The following is a 22059-nucleotide window of genomic DNA, read 5'->3' as shown; positions in this document are numbered from 1 at the left end:
ACGATGGGTTTAATGACTCGCAATCCTTAACGGGGAGCCTGCTGGATAGTGCGCAGTAATACTGCAGGCTACAGTCTACAGGGTCAATAGCCCCATTCGACGCATCAGGACTGCCTTCACAGCCAATAGACCGGGTTGACCCGGCCTGGCAATGAGACGATACTAAAAATCGACTCAAAACACACGACATTTCGGTGTATACGTACAATGCCAAAGGTAAACGCAAATTTCAAACAAACGTTTGTTTGATTCCTGAAATGCGTTATCCTTTCGGGACAAAGGGCCCATATTCAGGGCTCGGGGCTGTCGTCTATAGGCATTTTTACCGGTATGATGTCGCCCCTGAATGAATTGAGTTAGGCCTGCGGGCAAACAACACTCACTAAAAAAGCTGTTTGAGGAGACCAACGTGGAACGCGAATCGATGGAATTTGATGTTCTGATCGTCGGCGGCGGCCCTGCTGGCCTGTCTGCAGCCTGCCGCATGATGCAACTGGCGCAGGAAGCTGGCGAAGAACTGACTGTTTGTGTGGTTGAGAAAGGTTCCGAAATCGGCGCGCACATCCTCGCCGGTACCGTATTTGAGCCCACAGCCCTGAACGAACTGTTTCCGGACTGGAAAGAAAAAGGCGCGCCGCTGAACACGCCGGTTACCCGGGATGACATTTTCCTGCTCAAGAACCAGGAAAAAGCGACCAAGATTCCCAACGCCTTTGTGCCCAAGAACATGCACAACCACGGCAACTACATCATCAGCCTCGGCAACCTGTGCCGTTGGCTGGCTGAACAGGCTGAACAGCTGGGCGTAGAGGTTTACCCCGGGTTTGCCGCGTCCGAGACCATTATTGAAGATGGCCAGGTTAAAGGCATCATCACCGGCGACATGGGCGTGGCCCGTGACGGTTCCGAGAAAGACGGCTACATGCCGGGCATGGAACTACGCGCCAAGTACACCCTGTTTACCGAAGGCTGTCGCGGTCACCTGGGCAAGCGCCTGATCAACGATTTCAAGCTGGACGAAGGCAAAGACCCGCAACACTACGGCATCGGTATCAAGGAACTGTGGGACATTGACCCGTCCAAACACGAGCCCGGCTTGGTAGTTCATACTACTGGCTGGCCGCTCAACGAGTCCGGCTCCACCGGTGGGTCCTTCCTGTATCACCTGGAAAACGGCCAGGTTTATGTCGGCCTGATCACAGACCTGTCTTACAGCAACCCGCATCTGAGCCCCTTCGAGGAATTCCAGCGCCTTAAGCACCATCCGGAAATCAAGAAGTATCTGGAAGGCGGCAAGCGCGTCGCTTATGGCGCACGCGCCATTTCCAAGGGTGGCTACAACGCCCTGCCCAAGATGAGCTTCCCGGGCGGTCTGTTGCTTGGCTGTGACGCCGGAACCCTGAACAGCTCCAAGATCAAAGGCTCCCATACCGCCATGAAGTCTGGCCTGCTGGGCGCAGAAGCCGTGTTTGAGGCACTGAAGGAAGGCAAGTCTGGCGAAGAGATCACCAGCTTTCAGCAACGCTTTGAAGACAGCTGGCTGTACAAAGAGCTTTACGCCGAGCGTAACTTCGGCCCGGCCATGCACAAGTTCGGCAACATCGTAGGTGGCGCCATTGCCTTCTTCGAGCAGAACATTCTGCGTGGCAGCCTGCCGATCACCTTCCGCGACACCACTCCGGACTACGCCACCCTGAAGCCGGCGTCTGAGTGCAAGAAGATCAGCTATCCGAAGCCGGATAACAAGCTGACCTTCGATCGCCTGTCCTCGGTGTTCATTTCCAACACCAACCATGAGGAAGACCAGCCGGTTCACCTGAAACTGACTGATCCGGACATTCCGCTGAAGGATAACCTGCCCAAGTACGACGAGCCTGCGCAGCGTTACTGCCCGGCCGGCGTATACGAAGTGGTCGAGAAAGACGACGGCAGCGGCAAGAAGTTCCAGATCAACGCCCAGAACTGTGTTCACTGCAAGACCTGTGATATCAAGGACCCTTCTCAGAACATTACCTGGGTAACGCCGGAAGGCGGCGGTGGCCCGAACTATCCGAACATGTAATTGGGTGCACTAACCAGAAAAGCCGGAGCTCATCTCCGGCTTTTTTGTGTTTGCACCAAAAATCCAAAAAAAAACGGCTCCCGCAGGAGCCGTTTTCTGATCAACCTTTCGGAAGAGATCAGTGCACGTGGCCGTGCTCCTGCTCTTCGTCAGTTGCTTCGCGAGCTTCTACCACTTCTACGTCGAAGTGCAGAGTCTGGCCCGCAAGCGGGTGGTTGGCATCAATTGTGACGGTTTCGTCGCTGACTTCCACAACACGAACGATCTGGGGACCGCCCGGAGTCTGAGCCTGGAACTGCATGCCCGGCTCGATGGTGTCTACGCCTTCAAAGGCCGAGCGCGGAACCGGCTGAATCAGCTCTTCGTTGACTTCGCCATAGCCTTCGGCGGGAGCAACGGATACTTTCACCTGATCGCCTGCGTTCTTTTCGTTCAGCGCACTTTCCAGTCCACCGATAATGTTTTGTGCACCTTCCAGGTAAGACAGCGGCTCACGGCCTTCTACACGGGAGGAATCGAGTTGCTCTCCCTGGTCGTTAGTGAGCGTGTAATGGATGGTGACAACACGAGGTTGGGCCATGTGATCTCCTTGCGTGTCGCAATGACTGTGTATTTAGATTGTAGGCAATCGAAAGTGTTCGTGAACAGCCATACTGCACAGAGGGACTAACGACCACCGGGCCTCGTTAGAGAGCCAGGCTCGGTAACAAGTAAGAAAACACAGTTTAACAAGTGACAGACTGCGTTTTCTACCCTATTCATAGAGGCGAACTTGCGCTTTTCAACCGCCCTGCCCGATTTTCCAGAATTTTCCGTGACTAAGCACACCATACTGGGTTTCCCCATTGTCTTGCTGTTCTTCGACCAGGTCAGCCAGCTCGTAGAATGCCGCCGTCACCAATCGGGCCTCAATACCGTGGCGGACGTAAACCACTGGGCGGGGCTCATCGCTGTTCGGGTACTGGCTCACCGCCAGTGGATGCTCTGGCCCTATTTCAAGAACTTCACCCACGTTGGTGGTTAGTGAGAGCACTTGCCCGGCGCCCTCTCCTTTGCGTGCCAGGGAGTGTGCCAACAAGGGGGCATCTTCTACCTGTATGCGCCATTTCTCGACAGGTGTGACCAGGTAATGATGCCCGTCGTCTTCCCGGCGCAAAATGGTTGAGAACAATTTAACCGTGGCTTCCCGCGCGATTGGCGCTCCCTGGTAAAGCCACTGGCCGTCGCGGGTTATCACCAGGTCCATGTCGCCGGACAACTCCGGATGCCACTGGTGCAGTGGCGGAAGGCCCTTTGCACTACTGTGTTGCTGTACCGATCGTTCGATATCATCAGGCTTCATGTTCATTGGCGGAAACTCCCAGGTTACAGGCCGCGCATCCATTCGGCACGCAGCGGCGCGGCGCCAGGGTCACGAATAGCAAGGTCAACCTCGCCGAGAAGTCGCTGCTTATCGCGCCCAAGGGTGCCCTTGAGGACCAGGTAATTGGATGCGTGATCACTACGGAATATGGTGCTCTCCAGTTCCAGGTGCTCGAGAAACATCCGAATCTCTTCGAACAGTCCCTGCTGGCTCAGGGGAACGAAGTCGTCGCCGAAACCGGCGCGAAAGCGCTCCTCACCCTGGGGAAAGCTCACCACCAGCGTGGACAGGTAGTCGGGCTGAGTCTCGTTGCAAAGAGTGGCCGTGTTGATGGCATGCTGCCGGGAGAGCACCTCGCCCCCCAGACCGTTGAGCACCATCACAGAGCTGGTCAGCCCCGCCTGCTTTATTTTCTCCAGAGCCGACCGGGTAGACTCCCAGGTTTCGCCCTTGTTGATCCGGCGAAGCACTTCGTCATCACCCGATTCCATACCGACGTACAGAATGCCCAAACCGGCTTCCCGCAACTTGACAAGTTCTTGCACGGATTTTCTGGCCAGGTTGCGGGGCAAACAGTAACTCGACACCCTGCGCAGACCAGGGAAAGCCTGCTTCAGGTCGGCCAGAATTTCCAGTAAGCGCCGGGTTGGCAGAACCATGGCGTCGCCATCTGCGAGAAACACCCTTGGTACGGATTCGAAGGCCTCAGCGGCCCGGGCAATATCACGGCGAATATCTTCGGGTTTGCGCGCGCGGAATTTTTTCTGGGGCTGGGTGTACATTTCACAGAAGGTGCACTGGTTCCAGGAGCACCCGTTGGTGACCGGCAGTATCAGCGATTTGGCTTCACTCGGTGGCCGGAACACCGGCTCAACGTATTCGATGGGAAAGCTGTACATGGCGTCTCAGCAACAATTCAGGGAAGTTGGGTATGGGTAAGATCATGGCAAAAACTGGGCTTTCAAGTCTGCGCAGCCGGGTCCCACCACTGGCATGTCGAGCAACACCGCCTGCGCAGTCATGAACGGTATGCCTTTGCGGTGGCCATCCACCAACAGGGTGGACAGACAGCCAACGAACGGCATGTGAGACACCAGCATCAGCGGCGAGGCCTTGTTCTCCAGCAGCAGATCGAAGCACTTTCCGGGGTCGTCATCCGGGGTGATGACCGGACATTCTTCAACCGGGCAATTGAGCACTTCAGACACAATCGCCGCAGTCTGGCGAGCGCGCGTAAATGGACTGGCCCAGATTCGCTCCGGCCGCCTGGGAGATTTGGCGATCTGTGCAGCCACAGAGGCGACTCCGGCCCGGCCGGCTTCCGTCAGCTCCCGTTCCTGGTCCAGGGTGTGCCAGCCGGCCTCACCATGGCGCATGATGATCAGATGCAAGGTAATCCTCCCTGCCCGGCACGGGCTTACTGGCTGATGGTTCGGGGCAGAATAAACTCAACGTCGGAATTCTGGACAGCCATCATCAGGCTGTTGATTACCGCGTTGATGGACGCGCCTTCGTACAGGATTTCATAGAGCCCCCTCACCAGAGGCATATAAATACCAATGGCCTCTGATTTCTCCCGGACCAGCTTCAGGGTATAGATACCCTCAGCTACCTGCCCCAGCTCCTGTGCGGCTTCGTCAAGCTTCTTGCCTTTACCGACCGCATACCCCACCCGGAAGTTCCGGCTTTTGTTGGAGGTACAAGTGGCAATGAGATCACCAACACCAGCCAATCCCATGAAGGTCATCGGGTTGGCGCCCAGGCTGACCGCAAAACGGCTCATTTCCGCCAGGCCACGTGTAATCAGCATCGCCTTTGCGTTCTCACCCATGTCCAGGGCGTTGGCCAGGCCGGCTACGATCGCGTAAATATTCTTCAGTGCTCCGGCCAGCTCCACCCCGTACACGTCGACGTTTGCGTAAACCCGGAAGTACTCGCAACCAAGCAGCTCCTGAATGGCCCGGCGCACATCCGGATCTTTGGCGGCAATCACGGTGGCCGTCAGCTCCCGGTTAACAATCTCGCCTGCCAGGTTGGGGCCACTGAGTACACCGGTGCGGCAACGGGGAATTTCTTCCTGAAGAATCTCGCTCATCAGCTTGAAGCCGTGTTCTTCGATGCCCTTGGTCAGGCTGACAACAATCTGGCCGTCCCGGAATACCTGGCTGTTTTCCCGGATAACGGCACGAAATGCCTTGGAAGGAATGGCGACCAGCACCACCTCCGCTTTGCGAACGGCATCTGCGAGATCAGTCGTGGGCTGGATATCGCCCTCCAGGGTGATACCTGGCATATAGCGTTTATTAATACGGTTCTGACGAATATCTTCGGCCTGCTCTTCATCACGCATCCAGAAGTGGACCGTGTGGCCATTCTCGCCAAGTACCTTGGCCATGGCAGTGCCGAAACTGCCGCCACCCAGAACGGCGACGTCACGAGGGCCCGCGCCAGCGGTGCGGTAGGTTGCGTTTTCAGACATATCTGTTCCGTTTTGTTGCTTCGGGGGCACCGCAGGGAACGCGTAACCGAACGTTCAGCCCGGTTCTTCGCACTCCAGTGCGCGCACCAGGTTCTTGAATTCTTCCCTGTTTTTGCTGTTCATACCCATCAACACTTTGTGGGCGTCGAGCACTTTATCTCTGACCTGCTGTTCACTGGCCTTCAGTACGGGGATTTCTTCGAGCTCTTCAATTCTGGAGGCAGGCTCCCGGACAATGATGAAAATCTTGTCGAAGCCCATAGAGGCGATAATGCGGGTAATGTCGGGGTTGGTAGAGATCAGAGTTGGCAAGAATTGACTTTGTTTTTGCGCCGCCAGGGCTATCTTGGCCAGCAGGCCCAGGGTAGTGCTGTCGATGATTTCCGTTTCCGTGAGATCAACCACAACCGTTTTAAACTGGGGATCGCGGGTGATGGACTCAACCAGATTATCCAGCGTCGAACACAGGTTCAGCCGGATTTCCCCAATAAACTTCAGGACATAGATTCCCTGCTTTTCAGCTTGCAGGATTTTATAACCAGCCATTTTCACACTGCCACTAAGTCGACGACGTGTTGTCTGAATCATCTATGGTATCAGTTACCGATACTATCGCGATATCATCCGGCAGCTCCGAGATCTTACCAAGCCCCAGAGCGTCGCTCAGCGATGCGATAGTGTGACTACCTCCTGATACGAGTTCAAGTAGTGTCTTCTCCTTTTCATCCAGGGATTTGGCAGGAATCACTTCCAGAATCCCGTCTGAAAACAGCAACAGCCGGAACGGCTTGTCCAGCTTGACCTCGTATACCTCCCACTCTGGTGCCTCAAACAACCCTACCGGGAGCCCACTGCCTTCCAGAAAACGGGTTTCGCCGCCCTCGAACGACAAAATCGGCATCGGGAAGTGTGCACCAACCGCATAACTTAATGTACGGGTGGAAATCGAGATAATGCCAACAAATACGGTTACGTGCTTACCGAGACCAGTATCCAGAAGCTCCGAATTGATCCGTTCCAGAAACCGTTCCGGGTACAGGATATCGTCGCTGGATTGGCGGCGCATATTGCGCTGCAGGCGATTGGTCAGGTTCTTGAGCAACACCGTGACAAACGCCGAGCTGGCGCCATGTCCCGATACATCGGCAATATAGACCAGCACCTTGTCTTCGGTGATGCGGAAGTAGTCCAGGAAATCGCCGCTCAGGTAGAGCGAAGGCTTGATCAGGTGGTCCACCTGTAAACCGGACAGACGCAGCTCGTGGTCAGGTAACATCTTGAGCTGGACCTTGCGCCCGGCATTCTGGTCAGCCCTCAGTTCCGCAATACCGGTGCGCAGTTCGCGGTTGGCTTCTTCAAGCTCCTGCCGGTACAACTGGTTCAGGCGATTCACCCTTACCCGGTCAAACAGTTTGCCGATAACGTCGTCCAGGGCCCCCTTGTCGTCGTTGCAGGGTTTCAGAACAACATCCGCTGCACCTGCTCTGAGGGCCTGGACAATCTCTGCACTGGACTCACTGCAGGTACAGGCAACGATGGGGGTAAAGCTGTCGGCTTCATCCAGCCGCTTTAACAGCTCCCGGATGGCCTCGGGGGGCAAATCTGCAAAGATGACATCGGGAATGTTATCTTCGAAGAGGCTTCGGGCGGCGCTGACATCGGGAAATCCAGTCACGTAGAAGCCTCTCGCTTCAAGGTAGCGGGACAAATCCGATCTAGCCTGTTCGTTGGCGTCAATAATCAGAATGCGCTCGGTGCGCGAGGTCATGTTGATTGCCTTAAACTACCAGCGATAAAAGAGAAATTGGCTTCATAACGCCTATTCTGGCATGCCCCTGTGATATAACAAGGGCCGTGTCATTAAATTGGGAGATTTGTAACCATGCGACGTGCCGTCAACGACCTGCTCGGAGCCTACGACAAGCTCATCATGGACCCCGTGCACGGCGGCATCCCCTTGTATCGGCATGAAATCCAGGTGATTGACCATCCCCTGTTCCAGCGCCTGAGAAACATCTGCCAGAACGACATCCTGAGCCTGGTGTTCCCCGGCGCGACCCACTCCCGTTTCCTGCACAGCATTGGCGTAATGCATGTGGGCACCCGTATGTTTCGTTCGATGATCGATGCCTACCTGCGGGAAAGGCAACTCAGCGAGCGCACAGATCTGAGCCTGAGCCAGCTGGACGCCATCGATTACCTGGCCAAAACCATTCGCCTTGGCTGCCTGCTACACGACAGCGGCCACTCCAGTTTTTCGCACCAGTTCACCCAGGCCCGCCGCATCCGGGAACTCATGTCGCGACCCCAGCGTTTCCGGGACCTGTGGCGAGGGGTCGATTTCACCCGTTATCACCCGGAGGAGCCAGGAGAACTGGAACATGAACATTATTCCGTCCGGGTTGCCCATGACGTGCTTTCATCGGTCGATCTGGAGAACGCTGGGCTGAACGCCGTTGATGTGATTGGCATCATGGAGACCACCGACGTAACCCCAAGCGACACCTTCTGCCGCCACGCCCGCACCTTCTGGGAATTCATTGCCGGAGAAGATGCGGTCGCAGGCACCATCGGTGAACAGGACGTGCCGGCCCTGGTCATGGGGTTGCTGTCGTCCATCGTGTCCGGTGAGATCGATGCTGACCGGGCAGATTACATGCTTAGGGATGGTTTCCACAGTTCCGTTACCATCGGCGGGTTCAACCTGGACCACCTGCTAAGCAACCTGAGGTTTGGCTGGGATGTGTCCGAACCCTGGATGGGCCTGGCGATTACCCAGAAAGGCCTGGGTGCCCTGGAAGATTTCGTTTACAGCCGGTATCAGATGTACCGGAAAGTCTACGCTCACAAAACAGCCCTGGGTTTCGACTGGCTGCTGCGGGAAGCCATCAACGAAGTACTGGAAGACGCGGAAAGCTTCGACTGGATCGATACCTGCCTGAGCGATATGAGGTACTTTGCCGAGCTGACCGATAACTTTTTCTGGGAAGCCTTCCGGAAAGTCGCCCGAAAGCATCCGAAAAGTTACTCATTCTGCATAGTAAACCGGGTGAAGCTGCACCACCTGGATACCCGGGAAAATCTCGACAAACAGCAGATCGCCGACCACAGCCACTGGCTGGCCGGCGAGCTGGCCATGGACCCGGGCAACGTGGTGACCTGCTCCATGCGCGCCCGTTTCTCAAATATCCAGGACAATTTCAACGGCATAAAAGTATTGGTGAAGAATCCGATCTCCCGGGAGCGCTCATTGCGCAAGATTACCGAGGTCAGCGCGTTTTTCTCGAAGTTTGGTGACGGCACCATCACTCATTTCTACAGCCGGCCGGAAGTTTCCAGAATGGCGCCTCCCGACCTGCTGGAATAGGCCGGTACGCTACTGAATCGCGGCAACCAAACGGGTGGCGCTTTCCCACGCGCCTTCCACCCGGCCGCCAGCCAGCCAGTCGCCCGCCAGCCCAATCCCATTGTTTGCATCGTACCGGTAGCCTGGCTGACTACTCCAGGCCGACCTGGCATAAAGCCAGCGGTGGGCCACCGTCTCATCGGGTCGGGCATTGGTACCGGTTAACGCCGCGAATTCGCCCACCAATGCGTTACTGACATGGCCTGGCTCTGAATCCACATGGGCCTTGGTCCACTCCGGGGTGGCATGCAGTACCCACCATTGGCCGGAATCATCCCGGCCCGGCTTCGAGGAATTGTTGGCAATCCAGTAGAGCACATCAGAGTGCGGGCGCATGGCGTCTGCGTTCACCTCCGGTGGCTCCGGATAGTGAGCCGCCACTGCCCAACATGGGAGAATCTGATCAACCGGCTTTTCCAGCTCTTCCGCCAGCTCGTCAAGCTGGCTCGCCAGTAACAGCTCCCGGGCCTGGGCCGGGGGCGCGGTGATGATCAACTGGTCGAAAACGCCGTGGTTCAGCCCTTCTGTACACACCAGTTGCCACTGGTTACCGGAACGCTCCAACCGTTCAATTCTCACCTGGGCAGTTACTTCAACGTGAGCAGACAATGCACGGGTGATGGCGGTCATTCTCGGTACGCCAACATAACGCTTTTCTTCCGGAAACGGCTGCCAGTTCAGGGTGTCGTCCTGAAAACGAAATCTGGCCGGCCATTCGAGGAAAGCATCGCTTCCGGCCCAGCGCTGCAAGAACGAAAGAAACTCGGGATTGCGGGCGGTAAAATATTGAGCACCGACATCGGCAGAGCCACGACCAACTCTCTTGGAGGCCATACGACCACCCGGCCCGCGACTTTTCTCAAACACCGTGACACTATGGCCCAGTTGGCCAAGTAAAATTGCAGCCGTGAGGCCTGCCAGACCTGAACCGATAACCGCTACGCTGCGTATTGATGTAATGTCTGATGTCACTTTAAGCATGGTTGTATATGGCCCGATTGAATTACTGGTTAACAAACATTCTGAGATGGTTCGATTCCGAAGCCGGTTCAGATCACCTGGACTCCAGTTCCAGATCCTTTAACTGGGTGAGAGTGCTGCCTTTTATCGCATTGCATCTTGCTTGCCTGCTCGCATTTTTCACTGGTGTCAGCACGTTTGCTGTCGTGTTCGCCCTAGCCTTTTTCGTCATCCGGATGTTTGCCATCACTGGCTTTTATCATCGCTACTTTTCCCACAAGACATTTAAGACCAGTCGCACTGCCCAGTTCGTATTCGCGGTACTGGGCGCCAGCTCGGCTCAGCGAGGCCCATTGTGGTGGGCCGCTCACCACCGGCACCATCACCAGCACTCCGATAATGCGGAAGACCTGCACTCACCCCACCATGGCGGATTCTGGTGGTCTCACGCCGGCTGGTTTACCTGTGATGCCGGCTTCAGTATGGATGAACGCCGGGTACGAGACTGGTTGAAATTTCCGGAACTCAAGTTTATCAACCGTTTTGATTCATTGATCCCGGTGGCGGCAGCCGTGCTGATTTACCTCGTTGGTGAAGCCCTGGCAGTGTGGGCACCGGGGCTGGGCACCAATGGTTTGCAACTGCTGGTTTGGGGATTTTTCATCTCAACGGTGTGCTTGTTCCACGCTACTGTATCCATCAACTCCCTGTCACACGTGTGGGGAAAGCGTAGGTTCGAAACCGACGACGACAGCCGGAATAATTTCTGGCTCGCGCTCATTACGCTGGGCGAAGGCTGGCACAACAACCATCACCGTTGGCCACAAACCGTACGTCAGGGGTTCCGGTGGTATGAAATAGACATTACCTGGTACGGGCTCTGGGCGTTGTCCAAGCTCGGGATAGTGTGGGATTTGAACCCAATCCCGGCACATATCCAGAAAGAAACACGTGAATTGGACGAACAGAGGAGGAAGCGCAAATGACAACTGCTTCTGCCATTGAGGTCGGGTCACCGAACCCCGCCCTGCCAGCTGTGCTCGACCAGTTCTGCGCCCTGTTCAATCAACTGGACAAGGGCAATCTGCACAAACTACAGCAGGTTTATGGTGAAGACATTGAGTTCCAGGATCCATTCGGAAGGGTGAACGGCCTGGATGAACTGACGAATTACTTTGCCGACGCCTACGGCAACGTTATCCGTTGTCAGTTCCGCTTCAACAGTCCAGTTATCCAGGACTCCTGGTGCACGATTCCCTGGGTAATGGAGTTGCAACACAAGCGCATCAAAGGGGGAAAAACCGTAGAGGTTGAGGGTATCAGCCACCTCCGGATTCTGGACGGTCGGGTACGGTACCACCGGGATTACTTCGATGCCGGCCAGTTACTCTATGAAAATCTTCCGGTGGTGGGCGGCGTGATCCGCTGGGTCAAGGAGCAGGCAGGATGAGCAAACGCCTGGAAACCGCCAGCAACATCTGGCTCACCGGCGCGTCGTCTGGTATTGGCGAGGCACTGGCGAAACAACTTACCACCCATGGGCACCGGCTGATTGTCACCGGGCGCCGGAAGGAGGCACTGGATGCGCTGGTGAATCAGCATCCCGAACAGTTGCTGGCCGCCCCCGCCGACACTACCAGTAAGAGTGACCTTGAGGCTTTAAAGGGTTCTCTGGGCCACTTTGGTGATCTGGATATGGCGATACTGAATGCCGGTACCTGCGAATACCTGGAAATCGCCGAGTACGACAGCCGCGTTATTGAGGCCAACATGATGACCAATGTTGTTGGCACTGCCCGCAGCCTGGACATTGCGCTTCCAGCCCTCAGGGCCACGCGGACCAAAGGTAAACCAGCGACACTGGTGATCGTCAGCTCGTCGGCCTGGTGGTTTCCATTTGGCCGGGCAGAAGGTTACGGCGCCTCAAAGGCTGCCCTGACCTACTTTGCTCACGCGCTGCGTGCCGATTTGGCGGCCGAAGGCATCGAGGTCGTGGTAGTTTCACCTGGCTTTGTGAAAACACCTCTGACGGACCGTAACGACTTCCCCATGCCCTTCATCATCAGCTCGGAAGATGCAGCCAACCGCATTGTTAAAGGGCTTGAAAAGGGTAAAACGGAAATCGCCTTTCCCCGGCGTTTTACCTGGCTGCTCAAAGCGCTGGGCGCCTTGCCTCAAGGCCTTGTGGATCGCATGGCCGCATCCATGGCCCGTAACAACCACTCTTGAACACTTTGGTAACAGGAAAAGATTGCATGAACCCGAATCGTCAGCGTATTGCTGTGATTGGTGCCGGTGTATCCGGCTTGACGGCGGCCTGGCTGCTTAGCGAACAACACGACGTTCAACTGTTCGAGGCTGGCGATTATGCGGGGGGCCACACCAACACCGAACAGGTAGAAGTGGGTGGGCGTGTCTGGCCGGTGAACACCGGTTTCATTGTTTTCAACGACTGGACCTACCCGAACTTCATCAAACTGATGGACCGCCTGGACGTAAAGTCGGAAGTCAGTAACATGAGCTTCAGCGTGGACTGCCATGTTTCCGGCCTGCAATACAACGGGACCAGCCTCAATACGCTGTTTGCCCAGCGCAAGAACCTTCTTAATCTGAACTTTCTGAAGATGATCCGGGAAATCCTCCGGTTCAACAAGGAAACTCGCGCCGATCTCGCTGCCGGCCAGATTCCAGAGGGTGAAACCCTGGGCGAATACCTGAACCGCAACCGCTACAGCCGATATTTCCGGAACAACTACATTGTTCCGATGGGTGCTGCTATCTGGTCTGCCCCGGAAATCGTATTGGAACAGTTCCCGATCCGGTTTTTCCTCCAGTTTTTTAACAATCACGGCATGCTGTCGGTGGACGACCGCCCAACCTGGCGGGTGATTTCCGGCGGTTCCGCCACCTACGTGAACAAAATGATGGCGCGGCTGGGCGACCGCACTCACCTGAACAGTCCGGTAACGGCGATTACTCGGGACGAAGAAGGCGTCACCATTGTTGTGAACGGCCAACAGCACCGGTTCGATCAGGTTGTGCTGGCCTGCCACAGCAACCAGGCGCTGGCGATGCTGGATGATCCAACCGACCAGGAGCGGGACATCCTCGGTGCCATCGGGTACCAGAAGAATGACGTGGTCCTGCATACAGATGACCGTGTTTTGCCCTCCACTCGACTGGCCTGGGCTGCCTGGAACTATATGATTCCGGAACACAGCACCCAGCCGGTGTCGGTGACCTACAACATGAACACCTTGCAGAACTTCGACGATGCGCCTGAAACCTTCTGCGTTACGCTCAACCGCAGCCACGACATCGACCCCGCCAGGGTCATCAAGCGATTCGAATACGACCATCCGGTGTTTACCCTCGAAGCCGTTGCCGCCCAGGAGCGCTATGACGAGATCGGCAATCGGAACCGGACCCACTACTGTGGCGCCTACTGGTTCAACGGCTTCCATGAAGACGGTGTACGCAGCGCATTGCGAGTGACCCATGCGTTCGGGGTGGAGCTCTGAACATGGCCAGCCAGTGGCTAGAAGGCACTATAAGACATCGGCGTAAGATTCCGGTATTACATGAGTTTCAATATAATATCGGCATGCTGGCATTGGACCTGGACGAATGGGCGTCCATCACCACCGCCAGCCCGTTATTTTCCCTGGAGCGGTTCAACTGGATGTCTCTGCACCGGCCGGATTACCTGGACCCAGAGATACCCAGCCTGCGCCAGGCTGTGTTCAACCGCGTTAAGAGCGCCACTGGCTGGGCACCAGACGGCCCCATCGAGCTGATCACTCACCCCCGCTACCTGGGCTACATTTTCAATCCGGTAAGCTTCTATCTCTGCTATAACCACGGCGAAAGCCCGCGAAACGGTGATGTACCCAGGGTCATCCTCGCCCAGATTACTAACACGCCCTGGAAGCAGCGGCACGTATACTGCCTGGAATGCCGCCAACCCGGTGCTTCTCAGTCGGATGCGTGGCACACGGAACGTTTTGCCTTCAGCAAACGCTTTCATGTGTCTCCGTTTAACGGCATGGATCAAGAGTATCAGTGGCTGTTCAGCTTCAAGGGTCCTGAACTGAGGGTCCACATGAATGTTCAACAGGGCCAGGAGAAACATTTTGATGCCACCCTGGTAGTCCAACGCCACCCATTTGATCGTAAAACCCTGCACAGAAGCCTGAGACGTTTTCCACTGGAAACCCTCAAAGGCACTGCCGGCATCTACTGGAATGCCCTGAAGCTCAAGCTCAAGGGCGCGCCTTTCTACACCCACCCGGACAAGCTGGACACAACGGACAGCCAATACCGCCAGGGGGTTGATGATAAAGGCGTAGATATAACGTTAGCGCCGGCACCTACGCACTCAGATTCGGATATTGCAGGAAGGGTAAGCTCATGGAGAACCTGAACACCTCTGTCGACAGCCAGCGCACCAGCAACACGCCCCTGGTAAGCCGGATTGCAAAGCAGCTTGTCTGCCAGCAGTTATCACAACTGGGCCACGGTAAACTGGTGGTCAAGGAGCAAGGCGAGGAAGACCTGGTCTACGGAGATAACGACCAGCAATATCCGGTAGCAGAGCTGGTTATTCATGATCACACCACCTGGCGGGATCTGGTCACTGGCGGCAGTGTCGGTGCTGCAGAGTCTTTTGTTGCAGGCGACTGGAGCTCTCCCGACCTGACCGCACTGCTGCGTTTTTTCAGCAGGAACCTGGACACCATGAACGCGTTTGAGGACAAGTTCAGTTGGGTGAGCAAGCCAACGCTGAAAGCTCTTCATTGGCTGAACCGCAACACGCCTGCCGGTTCCCGCAAAAACATCAGCGCCCACTACGACCTGGGTAACGACCTGTTCCAGCTCTTCCTTGACCCGACCATGATGTATTCATCCGCCATCTACCCGAGCGCGGATTCAACACTCGAAGAAGCCGCAGTCTACAAGCTTGACACCATCTGCAAAAAGCTCGACCTGCAGCCGGAAGACCGGGTCATCGAGATAGGCACTGGCTGGGGCGGTTTTGCTATACACGCCGCCAAGCATTACGGCTGTCACGTAACCACCACCACTATTTCCCGAGAGCAGCTTGAGCTGGCGAAGGAGCGGGTAAAGGCGGAGGGGTTGGAAGACCGGATTACCCTGCTGTTTGATGACTACCGGGACCTGGCCGGACAATACGACAAGCTCGTTTCGATCGAAATGATTGAAGCCGTTGGGCCGCAGTTCCTGGACAGCTACCTCTCACAGATCAGCACCTTGCTCAAACCCGACGGCCTTGCCCTGGTGCAGGCCATCAACATGCCTGAGCAGCGTTATGATCGCGCCCTGAAGAACGTAGACTTTATTCAGCGGTACATTTTCCCGGGCAGCTTCATTCCCTCGTTTGGTGCGATCATTACTTCGATGCGGCGCGGTTCCGACCTGGTACTCACCCACTCGGAAGACTTCGGTTTCCATTACGCGCGAACCCTTCGTGACTGGTGTGACCGTTTTATGGCAAGCAGAAACACCCTGCTTGAACGTGGCTACGACGAGGCCTTCCAGCGCCTGTGGCACTTCTACTTTGCGTACTGCGAAGCGGGTTTCAGCGAGCGCGCCATCGGCGTAGCACACCTGGTTCTGGCCAAACCTGCCAACAAACGCGCCAATTTACTCAGCTTATGATCATCTCAGACACCGCTCGGAATGTGTTGAATTTTGTTCTGTTCCAGATCGGCTGGCTGGTATGTGTTCTGTTTCCGGGTCTGGCCGCAGCCGGGCTGGTACTGATATTTCTGGCCGTTCACTTTGCGTTGGTCAGCCAGAAACGGTTCGCCGAACTTCAGTTCATCGGTTTTGGGGTGGTGCTGGGCAGCCTGATGGACACGCTCTGGTTCAGGACCGGAGTGCTGGGCATCAACGGCGCCGATGATGTGCTGATTGCGCCGCCGTGGCTGGTCGCAATCTGGGCCATCTTCATGACCACACTGTGCCACTCCCTGAGCTGGATCGCCCAACGCAAGTGGCTGCCGTACGTGTTCGCGCCGATTGGTGGGCCCTTTGCTTACTGGTCCGCTAGCAAGCTCGGAATTGTCACCCTGCCGAACCTCAGCGTGTCGCTCGCCGCCATGGCCGCCGGCTGGTTCGTGCTGTTCCCTTTGCTGCTTTACATCCGGAACAGTCTTTACTCGGAGTTGCAAACATGATTCGCCGCGCCATTACCCTCAGCGCCCTTGCCGTGCTGGCATTGCCGGCCAGTGCCAACCAGTTCGCCTTTACCGGAACAGCCAAGGGCAACGGTGACACCCTGCTGTACCAGGAAGTTCACCGGGTCGATGGCCACTGTGCGGAGGGCGCGTTTGAACCCAGGTCCCACTCGGTTAACTACCGGAAAGGTCCCGGTGAGAGTCCATTTGCAACCAAACAGATGAGTTACGAAAACTCTTCGCTGCGCCCGGATGTGGATTTTCGGCAGCCAGATTTCAGCGAAGTGATGAGAATCACTTATCCGGAATCCGACCGGCTGAACATTGAGTGGCAAACGCCCTCGGGCAAGGTGGAGAAATACCGGGTAAGCTTTGATGAACGCCTGGTGGTGGATGCCGGTTTTGATCACCTGGTCCGGGCCAACTGGGACAAGGTTACTCGCGGTGAATCCGTAGAGTTTCGTTTTCTCGGTCCCACACGTGGCGAGCATTATGGGTTTGTACTGGAGCCCACCAGCAATGATCAGCTGAACTCTGATGTCGTGCTGCGGATCCGTCCCACCAGCCTTGTCCTGAGGTTTCTGGTTGATCCCATTGTGCTGGGGTACAACAAAGATGGTGCACTGACCGAGTATCTGGGCCTGACCAACATCCGGGAGAACGCAGACACCAACTTCACCGCGCACATCCGCTACGAGGTGGAACAATATCCGGATTGTGAACTGACGCCCTGAACCCGGCCCGGCCGCCAAACTGATAACCGGTCACGGTGTGGTAAACTCTCGGGCAAAACGTACCGGAGACTCCACCCCCATGATGTTTGTGTCGTTTAACGTCAACAGTATCCGCACCCGTCTGCACCAACTTGAAGCCGTGATAGAGCAACTGAACCCGGATATCATCGGGCTTCAGGAAACCAAGGTCACCGATAACGAATTCCCGGTAGAGGCGATCCGCGAGCTTGGCTACCACGTGCACTTCCATGGCCAGAAAACCCATTATGGCGTCGCCCTGCTCTCCCGGGCCGAGCCCGAGTCGGTCCAGAAGGGCTACAGCACCGATGACGACGATGCCCAGCGACGGCTGATTACCGGGCGTTTTACCGTGAACGGAGAGCCGCTGACAGTGATCAACGGCTACTTTCCTCAGGGCGAAAGCAGGGATCATCCGGTCAAATTCCCGGCCAAGCAAAAGTTCTACGGCGACTTGATGGCCTACCTGGACGATCTGAAAAGCCAGCCAGGCCATGTGGTTGTCATGGGTGACATGAACATTTCCCCCACCGACAAGGACATCGGCATCGGTGCCGACAACGCCAAGCGCTGGTTGCGCACCGGCAAATGCAGTTTCCTGCCCGAGGAGCGTGAATGGCTGGCGCAGGTTGAAAGCCGGGGCTATACCGATGTTTTTCGGTATCTCCACCCGGAGGAAGCCAACACCTTCAGCTGGTTTGACTACCGCAGTAAAGGCTTTGAACGGGAACCCAAAAGGGGCCTGCGCATTGATCTGATCATGGCCAGCGACAGCCTGCTGCCCAAAGCCAAAGAGGCCGGCGTATCCTATGATATCCGCGGTATGGAACGGCCATCAGACCACTGCCCGGTATGGGCACGGTTTGACCTCTGATGGATTGATCGGGCGATTATGAAAAAAATCAAAACCAGGGACAGGATTCTCGGCACCAGCCTGGCGCTGTTCAACAGCCTGGGCGAGCCGAATGTCACCACCTTGCTGATCTCAGACGAGCTGGATATCAGCCCGGGCAACCTCTATTACCACTTCAAAAGCAAGAGCGACATTGTGGATGAGCTGTTCGACAGCTTTGAAGCGGAAATGGTGGACTTGCTCGGTGTACCAGACGACGCCGACATTTCACTGGACCAGTTCAGCTTTTTCCTGCATTTGCTGTTCGAGGCTGTCGCCCGATATCGTTTTCTGTATCAGGATCTGGTGAACGTGCTGTCTCGCTACAGCCAGCTGCAAGTGCGGTTTAAACGGATTCTGGCGAAGAAAAAAAATGCGTTTCGGGTTCTGTGTGAGAGCTTTCAAAGCCAAGGGGTGATGACCATCAGTGAAGACGAGCTGCTCTCACTGTGCGAACAGCTCACCCTGACGGCCTGCTATTGGAGCAGTTTTGACACGCTGTCGCATCTGGATGACCGGGAATCGGTAGATCCGGGCAAGGGAGTGTATCAAATGCTGCACCTGATCCTTCCGTACCTGGCGGAACAGGAGCAACAGGAGATTCAGCTGACCAGCCGCAGCTACCTTTGAGGGTTATTCTTCTTCATCCGAGGCAGGCGAATCACCCCGCAATCTGGCCAATTCGCTTTCCAGGGCATCAATCCTGCGCTCCATCGCTTCAATTTCCTCGCGCCGGTGAATACCAAGGCGACGCAAAGCACCCGACACGCGCTGGTCGAACATGTGCTCAAGCTTGTCCCAGGTTCCGGTAGCCTTTTCCTTGACCTCGCCAACGCGACCCTCTACGGTCTTGATCTGCTTTTCCACCACGCCCCGGGTTCTGGTTTCCAGTTGCTCGCCTTCTTGCACCAGGCGATCAAAAAACTTTCCCGCGTCTTCCTCTGCCTTGGTGTATGCACCCAGACCCGCAAGCCAGATCTGGCGGGCGGAATCCTTGATTTTGTCCGCCAGCTGCGGATCATTCTCCGGGTTTTTATCGTCGTGCTCAGACATGAATACCTCTTGGCAACAAAGCGGGAACGTTCCAGGCCTATTGTATTACAGCCATCCGGGGATTTCAGTGTTCATCCTCACCTGCCTGAAACCCGCATAACGGAGGGCCGCAGTATAAACACCCAAGGCATATGAAAAAATGTTTTCAAACGAAAGCGTCTCTCACTTGAACTGTTCATATTATGGTCAATACTTCCCGTTACCGGCATCCCAGTTGATGTCGGTTTGTCTGGAAGTCTTTCATGGATACTACTCGCACGCCTCTGCCCGGCATCCCTTGCCGGGCTTTTTTTTGGTATTATCGCCCCCACTTATAAGCTTATTCCCTCAAGCGAAACCTGGAGTATTTAAATGATTGAGATTGCCTGGAGCCAGTTTACCCCTGGCACTGCATTAACTGGCGGTATCCTGATTGGCCTGGCTGCGGCCAGTTTCCTGTTGCTAAACGGCCGTATTGCCGGTATCAGCGGCATACTTGGCGGGCTTCTGACCCCTACCAGAACTGACATTCTGTGGCGAGTCGCCTTTCTCGCAGGCCTGATCGGGGCACCGGTGCTGTGGTCCCTGGCCAGCCAGTTACCACCCATCGAGATCAACGCCGGTTACCCTGCCCTGATTGTTGCAGGCCTGCTGGTTGGTATTGGCACCCGATACGCGTCCGGCTGTACCAGCGGTCACGGTGTGTGTGGATTGTCCCGCCTGTCTCTGCGTTCACTGGCCGCCACCCTCAGCTTTATGGGCATGGGGTTTGTCACCGTTTACGTAATTCGCCACCTGATCGGAGCCTGAAGCCATGAAATATCATATTGCTTCTCTTTTTGCTGGCCTGGTTTTCGGTCTTGGTTTGATAGTCTCCGGCATGGCCAACCCGGAAAAAGTGCTCGGCTTTCTCGATATCGCCGGCGCCTGGGACCCCTCCCTGGCCTTTGTTATGGGCGGTGCCGTCATTGTTGGCCTGGTTGCCTTCACCGTCGCCCGTAAACGCACCTTGTCGTTTCTGGGCTTCAGCATGAAACTCCCCACCAGCCAGCACATCGATAAACGCCTGATCATCGGCAGCATGATGTTCGGGCTTGGCTGGGGTATTGCCGGTTTCTGTCCCGGCCCTGCGCTTATAGCCTTTGGTGCCGGTGAAATCAAAGGCGTGGCCTTTGTTGTATCGATGGTCGCAGGTATGATTCTGTTTGAAATTGCCGAGCGTATGCGGGCATCATCCGGTAGTAACGCCCAAAGCTGAAACCACGCAACCTGATAAGCTTGCCGGGGCGGGCCATACGCGCCCGGCTTTAAGCGCCCGGCCATTAAACCATTGGAGCCCTAAGTGGATATCAGAAAAATTGATGACACCCTCTCGGTAGCCCCCCAGATTTCGGTTCAGGATGTCGCCGAAATTGCCAAACTCGGTTTCCGGACCCTGGTTGCCAACCGGCCGGATCGGGAAGAGCCCGGCCAGCCTGCCATGGCAGACATCGAAGCCGCCGCCCGGGAGCATGGCCTGGAGTGGGCATTTCTTCCGGTGGAGTCTGGCAATATCACCGATCAGGACGTTGACCGGTTTGCGCCGATGATCCGGAATGCCGAGAAACCCGTACTGGCCTTCTGTCGGTCTGGAACCCGCTGTACCGTGCTGTGGGCCCTCAGTGCCGCACGTGAAACCCAGCCGGAAGAGATTCTGTCCAAAGCTCATCGCGCCGGATATGACATCACTGGCCTTATACCGCGACTGGCACAGCAGGCTGGCAAGCATTAACCCACCACCATCGGATAGCATCAATGCCATATAAAGGGACGGATCAGTTCAGCCATAACGAGCCTGAACGCCTGGGGGTACTTGTGACCAACCTTGGCACACCAGACGCCCCCACCACACCAGCACTGAGAAAGTATCTTGCCGAATTCCTGTGGGACCCAAGGGTGGTGGAAGTACCCCGCCCCATCTGGTGGTTGATCCTCCATGGCATCATCCTGAGAATACGGCCAAGGAAGAGCGCCCAGGCCTATGCCAGTGTCTGGCAACCAGAGGGCTCTCCCCTACTGATACACACGGCCAAACAGGCGGAAGGCATTCGGGAAGCGCTGAAGAAAAAGTATGGCAGCAACGTGGTGGTGGGTTTTGCCATGCGCTACGGCAACCCGTCAATTTCCCGGGTATTGGAAGACATGCAGCAACAAGGTGTTCGCAAGCTGCTTGTCCTGCCGCTGTACCCCCAGTATTCGGCATCCACCACTGCGTCTACCTTTGATGCCATCTCCGCGGACTTTACCCGCCGCCGCTGGCTGCCGGATTTCCGGTTTGTGTCTCACTATCACGACTACCCACCCTACATTGAGGCCATGGCACGCCATATTGAGGCGCACTGGGCCAATCATGGCCGGCACGAAAAACTCATCCTGTCGTACCATGGCGTCCCCCTGAAATACCTGCTCAAGGGCGATCCTTATCACTGTGAATGCCATAAAACCTCGCGCTTGCTGGCCGAACGGCTTGGCCTTGGCCAGGACGACTACCTGACGACCTTCCAATCGCGCTTTGGGCGGGAAGAATGGCTGCAACCCTACACCGACGAAACACTTAAATCCCTACCGGAAAAAGGTGTAAGATCTGTAGATGTCTTCTGCCCAGGGTTCTCTTCGGACTGTCTCGAAACCATCGAGGAGATCAACGAAGAGAACCGGGAATACTTCATGGAGTCCGGCGGTGAAGGCTTTGGCTACATCCCTTGCCTGAACGCCACACCCGGCCATATCGACGCATTGGTGCAATTGGTAGAAGACAACCTGAAAGGGTGGGCCGGGCCTGACAACAGCCCGAACAATCTGGCTGCCAGGCAGAAATGCGCAGAAGCCCGGAAACAGGCGACGTTTCCCGGCCGGACGGATATCTGAGACGAC

Annotated in this window: 25 protein-coding genes; 16 read left to right on the top strand and 9 right to left on the bottom strand. The window is 56.0% G+C overall.

Going from position 1 to position 22059, the window contains the following annotated elements:
• Positions 1-409 precede the first annotated feature (409 nt).
• The gene (locus tag ACTZWX_RS02545; RefSeq protein ID WP_444712612.1) at positions 410-2062 is read left to right on the top strand and encodes an electron transfer flavoprotein-ubiquinone oxidoreductase; all 1653 of its coding nucleotides are present in this window, start codon (positions 410-412) and stop codon (positions 2060-2062) included.
• 118 nt (positions 2063-2180) lie between these two features.
• On the opposite strand, the gene ACTZWX_RS02540 is transcribed toward ACTZWX_RS02545, so the two are convergent.
• The 7 genes from ACTZWX_RS02540 to ACTZWX_RS02510 form a co-directional block, all read right to left on the bottom strand.
• The gene (locus ACTZWX_RS02540; RefSeq protein WP_058089788.1) at positions 2181-2642 is read right to left on the bottom strand and encodes an FKBP-type peptidyl-prolyl cis-trans isomerase; all 462 of its coding nucleotides are present in this window, start codon (positions 2640-2642) and stop codon (positions 2181-2183) included.
• A 201-nt stretch (positions 2643-2843) separates the two neighbouring features.
• Positions 2844-3410 (bottom strand): DUF1285 domain-containing protein, encoded by a 567-nt coding sequence (locus ACTZWX_RS02535; RefSeq protein WP_444712611.1) that lies wholly within the window; start codon positions 3408-3410, stop codon positions 2844-2846.
• Positions 3411-3427: 17 nt separating this feature from the next.
• Positions 3428-4324 (bottom strand): radical SAM protein, encoded by an 897-nt coding sequence (locus tag ACTZWX_RS02530; RefSeq protein WP_444712610.1) that lies wholly within the window; start codon positions 4322-4324, stop codon positions 3428-3430.
• Between the two features lie 42 nt (positions 4325-4366).
• A complete protein-coding gene (locus ACTZWX_RS02525) occupies positions 4367-4816 on the bottom strand; it encodes a SixA phosphatase family protein (RefSeq protein ID WP_444712609.1) in 450 nt (149 codons plus the stop codon).
• A 26-nt stretch (positions 4817-4842) separates the two neighbouring features.
• A complete protein-coding gene (locus tag ACTZWX_RS02520; RefSeq protein ID WP_444712608.1) occupies positions 4843-5904 on the bottom strand; it encodes an NAD(P)H-dependent glycerol-3-phosphate dehydrogenase in 1062 nt (353 codons plus the stop codon).
• 54 nt (positions 5905-5958) lie between these two features.
• Positions 5959-6450: an STAS domain-containing protein gene (locus ACTZWX_RS02515; RefSeq protein WP_058089783.1), complete on the bottom strand. Its 492-nt coding sequence runs from the start codon at positions 6448-6450 to the stop codon at positions 5959-5961.
• A 13-nt stretch (positions 6451-6463) separates the two neighbouring features.
• A complete protein-coding gene (locus ACTZWX_RS02510; protein WP_444712607.1) occupies positions 6464-7672 on the bottom strand; it encodes a PP2C family protein-serine/threonine phosphatase in 1209 nt (402 codons plus the stop codon).
• Positions 7673-7786: 114 nt separating this feature from the next.
• On the opposite strand from ACTZWX_RS02510, the gene ACTZWX_RS02505 reads away from it, so the two are divergent.
• Positions 7787-9271, top strand: coding sequence for an HD domain-containing protein (locus ACTZWX_RS02505; protein WP_444712606.1), 1485 nt, complete (start codon positions 7787-7789; stop codon positions 9269-9271).
• Between the two features lie 9 nt (positions 9272-9280).
• Here ACTZWX_RS02505 and ACTZWX_RS02500 read toward each other — a convergent pair whose 3' ends face one another.
• A complete protein-coding gene (locus ACTZWX_RS02500) occupies positions 9281-10291 on the bottom strand; it encodes an NAD(P)/FAD-dependent oxidoreductase (RefSeq protein WP_444712605.1) in 1011 nt (336 codons plus the stop codon).
• Positions 10292-10299: 8 nt separating this feature from the next.
• On the opposite strand from ACTZWX_RS02500, the gene ACTZWX_RS02495 reads away from it, so the two are divergent.
• The 10 genes from ACTZWX_RS02495 (at position 10300) to ACTZWX_RS02450 (ending at position 18744) form a co-directional block, all read left to right on the top strand.
• Positions 10300-11256: an acyl-CoA desaturase gene (locus tag ACTZWX_RS02495; protein ID WP_444712604.1), complete on the top strand. Its 957-nt coding sequence runs from the start codon at positions 10300-10302 to the stop codon at positions 11254-11256.
• A complete protein-coding gene (locus tag ACTZWX_RS02490; protein ID WP_444712603.1) occupies positions 11253-11720 on the top strand; it encodes a nuclear transport factor 2 family protein in 468 nt (155 codons plus the stop codon). Before ACTZWX_RS02495 ends, ACTZWX_RS02490 begins: the two co-directional genes overlap by 4 nt.
• Entirely contained in the window at positions 11717-12499 is a 783-nt protein-coding gene (locus tag ACTZWX_RS02485; RefSeq protein WP_444712602.1) for an SDR family NAD(P)-dependent oxidoreductase, read from the top strand. Before ACTZWX_RS02490 ends, ACTZWX_RS02485 begins: the two co-directional genes overlap by 4 nt.
• A 26-nt stretch (positions 12500-12525) precedes the next feature.
• Positions 12526-13791 (top strand): NAD(P)/FAD-dependent oxidoreductase, encoded by a 1266-nt coding sequence (locus ACTZWX_RS02480; protein WP_444712601.1) that lies wholly within the window; start codon positions 12526-12528, stop codon positions 13789-13791.
• A 2-nt stretch (positions 13792-13793) separates the two neighbouring features.
• On the top strand, positions 13794-14693 hold the full coding sequence (locus tag ACTZWX_RS02475; protein ID WP_444712600.1) for a DUF1365 domain-containing protein: 900 nt from the start codon (positions 13794-13796) through the stop codon (positions 14691-14693).
• Positions 14681-15949, top strand: a complete 1269-nt coding sequence (locus ACTZWX_RS02470) for a class I SAM-dependent methyltransferase (protein ID WP_444712599.1) — start codon at positions 14681-14683, stop codon at positions 15947-15949. The genes ACTZWX_RS02475 and ACTZWX_RS02470 overlap by 13 nt, the downstream gene beginning before the upstream one ends.
• On the top strand, positions 15946-16470 hold the full coding sequence (locus ACTZWX_RS02465) for a DUF2878 domain-containing protein (RefSeq protein WP_444712598.1): 525 nt from the start codon (positions 15946-15948) through the stop codon (positions 16468-16470). Before ACTZWX_RS02470 ends, ACTZWX_RS02465 begins: the two co-directional genes overlap by 4 nt.
• Positions 16467-17204 (top strand): hypothetical protein, encoded by a 738-nt coding sequence (locus ACTZWX_RS02460; protein WP_444712597.1) that lies wholly within the window; start codon positions 16467-16469, stop codon positions 17202-17204. The genes ACTZWX_RS02465 and ACTZWX_RS02460 overlap by 4 nt, the downstream gene beginning before the upstream one ends.
• Before the next feature lie 79 nt (positions 17205-17283).
• The gene (gene xthA / locus ACTZWX_RS02455) at positions 17284-18096 is read left to right on the top strand and encodes an exodeoxyribonuclease III (RefSeq protein ID WP_444712596.1); all 813 of its coding nucleotides are present in this window, start codon (positions 17284-17286) and stop codon (positions 18094-18096) included.
• A gap of 18 nt (positions 18097-18114) precedes the next feature.
• On the top strand, positions 18115-18744 hold the full coding sequence (locus ACTZWX_RS02450) for a TetR/AcrR family transcriptional regulator (protein WP_444712595.1): 630 nt from the start codon (positions 18115-18117) through the stop codon (positions 18742-18744).
• Between the two features lie 3 nt (positions 18745-18747).
• Here the strand turns inward: ACTZWX_RS02450 and ACTZWX_RS02445 are convergent, their stop codons facing one another.
• A complete protein-coding gene (locus tag ACTZWX_RS02445; RefSeq protein ID WP_444712594.1) occupies positions 18748-19167 on the bottom strand; it encodes a phasin family protein in 420 nt (139 codons plus the stop codon).
• Between the two features lie 351 nt (positions 19168-19518).
• Here ACTZWX_RS02445 and ACTZWX_RS02440 point away from each other — a divergent pair, with 351 nt between their 5' ends.
• The 4 genes from ACTZWX_RS02440 (at position 19519) to hemH (ending at position 22053) form a co-directional block, all read left to right on the top strand.
• A complete protein-coding gene (locus ACTZWX_RS02440) occupies positions 19519-19956 on the top strand; it encodes a YeeE/YedE family protein (RefSeq protein ID WP_444712593.1) in 438 nt (145 codons plus the stop codon).
• A gap of 4 nt (positions 19957-19960) precedes the next feature.
• Complete coding sequence (locus tag ACTZWX_RS02435) at positions 19961-20404, top strand: DUF6691 family protein (RefSeq protein WP_444712592.1); 444 nt, start codon at positions 19961-19963, stop codon at positions 20402-20404.
• Positions 20405-20488: 84 nt separating this feature from the next.
• Complete coding sequence (locus tag ACTZWX_RS02430; protein WP_444712591.1) at positions 20489-20917, top strand: TIGR01244 family sulfur transferase; 429 nt, start codon at positions 20489-20491, stop codon at positions 20915-20917.
• 23 nt (positions 20918-20940) lie between these two features.
• Positions 20941-22053 (top strand): ferrochelatase, encoded by a 1113-nt coding sequence (gene hemH, locus ACTZWX_RS02425; protein ID WP_444712590.1) that lies wholly within the window; start codon positions 20941-20943, stop codon positions 22051-22053.
• Positions 22054-22059 lie beyond the last annotated feature (6 nt).

Source organism: Marinobacter sp. NSM (assembly GCF_052380025.1).
Taxonomy (GTDB): domain Bacteria; phylum Pseudomonadota; class Gammaproteobacteria; order Pseudomonadales; family Oleiphilaceae; genus Marinobacter.
Note: the sequence above shows the minus strand (reverse complement) of the source record. Positions and strands in the feature narration are given on the sequence as shown.

Bases quoted from the DNA above. Each gene is read 5' to 3' on its own strand.
- ACTZWX_RS02500 (WP_444712605.1), bottom strand. From the start codon at position 10,291: ATGCTTAAAGTGACATCAGACATTACATCAATACGCAGCGTAGCGGTT.
- ACTZWX_RS02530 (WP_444712610.1), bottom strand. From the start codon at position 4,324: ATGTACAGCTTTCCCATCGAATACGTTGAGCCGGTGTTCCGGCCACCG.
- ACTZWX_RS02490 (WP_444712603.1), top strand. From the start codon at position 11,253: ATGACAACTGCTTCTGCCATTGAGGTCGGGTCACCGAACCCCGCCCTG.
- ACTZWX_RS02540 (WP_058089788.1), bottom strand. From the start codon at position 2,642: ATGGCCCAACCTCGTGTTGTCACCATCCATTACACGCTCACTAACGAC.
- ACTZWX_RS02520 (WP_444712608.1), bottom strand. From the start codon at position 5,904: ATGTCTGAAAACGCAACCTACCGCACCGCTGGCGCGGGCCCTCGTGAC.
- ACTZWX_RS02465 (WP_444712598.1), top strand. From the start codon at position 15,946: ATGATCATCTCAGACACCGCTCGGAATGTGTTGAATTTTGTTCTGTTC.
- ACTZWX_RS02435 (WP_444712592.1), top strand. From the start codon at position 19,961: ATGAAATATCATATTGCTTCTCTTTTTGCTGGCCTGGTTTTCGGTCTT.
- xthA (WP_444712596.1), top strand. From the start codon at position 17,284: ATGATGTTTGTGTCGTTTAACGTCAACAGTATCCGCACCCGTCTGCAC.
- ACTZWX_RS02535 (WP_444712611.1), bottom strand. From the start codon at position 3,410: ATGAACATGAAGCCTGATGATATCGAACGATCGGTACAGCAACACAGT.
- hemH (WP_444712590.1), top strand. From the start codon at position 20,941: ATGCCATATAAAGGGACGGATCAGTTCAGCCATAACGAGCCTGAACGC.
- ACTZWX_RS02470 (WP_444712599.1), top strand. From the start codon at position 14,681: ATGGAGAACCTGAACACCTCTGTCGACAGCCAGCGCACCAGCAACACG.
- ACTZWX_RS02440 (WP_444712593.1), top strand. From the start codon at position 19,519: ATGATTGAGATTGCCTGGAGCCAGTTTACCCCTGGCACTGCATTAACT.
- ACTZWX_RS02480 (WP_444712601.1), top strand. From the start codon at position 12,526: ATGAACCCGAATCGTCAGCGTATTGCTGTGATTGGTGCCGGTGTATCC.
- ACTZWX_RS02485 (WP_444712602.1), top strand. From the start codon at position 11,717: ATGAGCAAACGCCTGGAAACCGCCAGCAACATCTGGCTCACCGGCGCG.
- ACTZWX_RS02495 (WP_444712604.1), top strand. From the start codon at position 10,300: ATGGCCCGATTGAATTACTGGTTAACAAACATTCTGAGATGGTTCGAT.
- ACTZWX_RS02510 (WP_444712607.1), bottom strand. From the start codon at position 7,672: ATGACCTCGCGCACCGAGCGCATTCTGATTATTGACGCCAACGAACAG.
- ACTZWX_RS02505 (WP_444712606.1), top strand. From the start codon at position 7,787: ATGCGACGTGCCGTCAACGACCTGCTCGGAGCCTACGACAAGCTCATC.
- ACTZWX_RS02460 (WP_444712597.1), top strand. From the start codon at position 16,467: ATGATTCGCCGCGCCATTACCCTCAGCGCCCTTGCCGTGCTGGCATTG.
- ACTZWX_RS02515 (WP_058089783.1), bottom strand. From the start codon at position 6,450: ATGGCTGGTTATAAAATCCTGCAAGCTGAAAAGCAGGGAATCTATGTC.
- ACTZWX_RS02445 (WP_444712594.1), bottom strand. From the start codon at position 19,167: ATGTCTGAGCACGACGATAAAAACCCGGAGAATGATCCGCAGCTGGCG.
- ACTZWX_RS02450 (WP_444712595.1), top strand. From the start codon at position 18,115: ATGAAAAAAATCAAAACCAGGGACAGGATTCTCGGCACCAGCCTGGCG.
- ACTZWX_RS02475 (WP_444712600.1), top strand. From the start codon at position 13,794: ATGGCCAGCCAGTGGCTAGAAGGCACTATAAGACATCGGCGTAAGATT.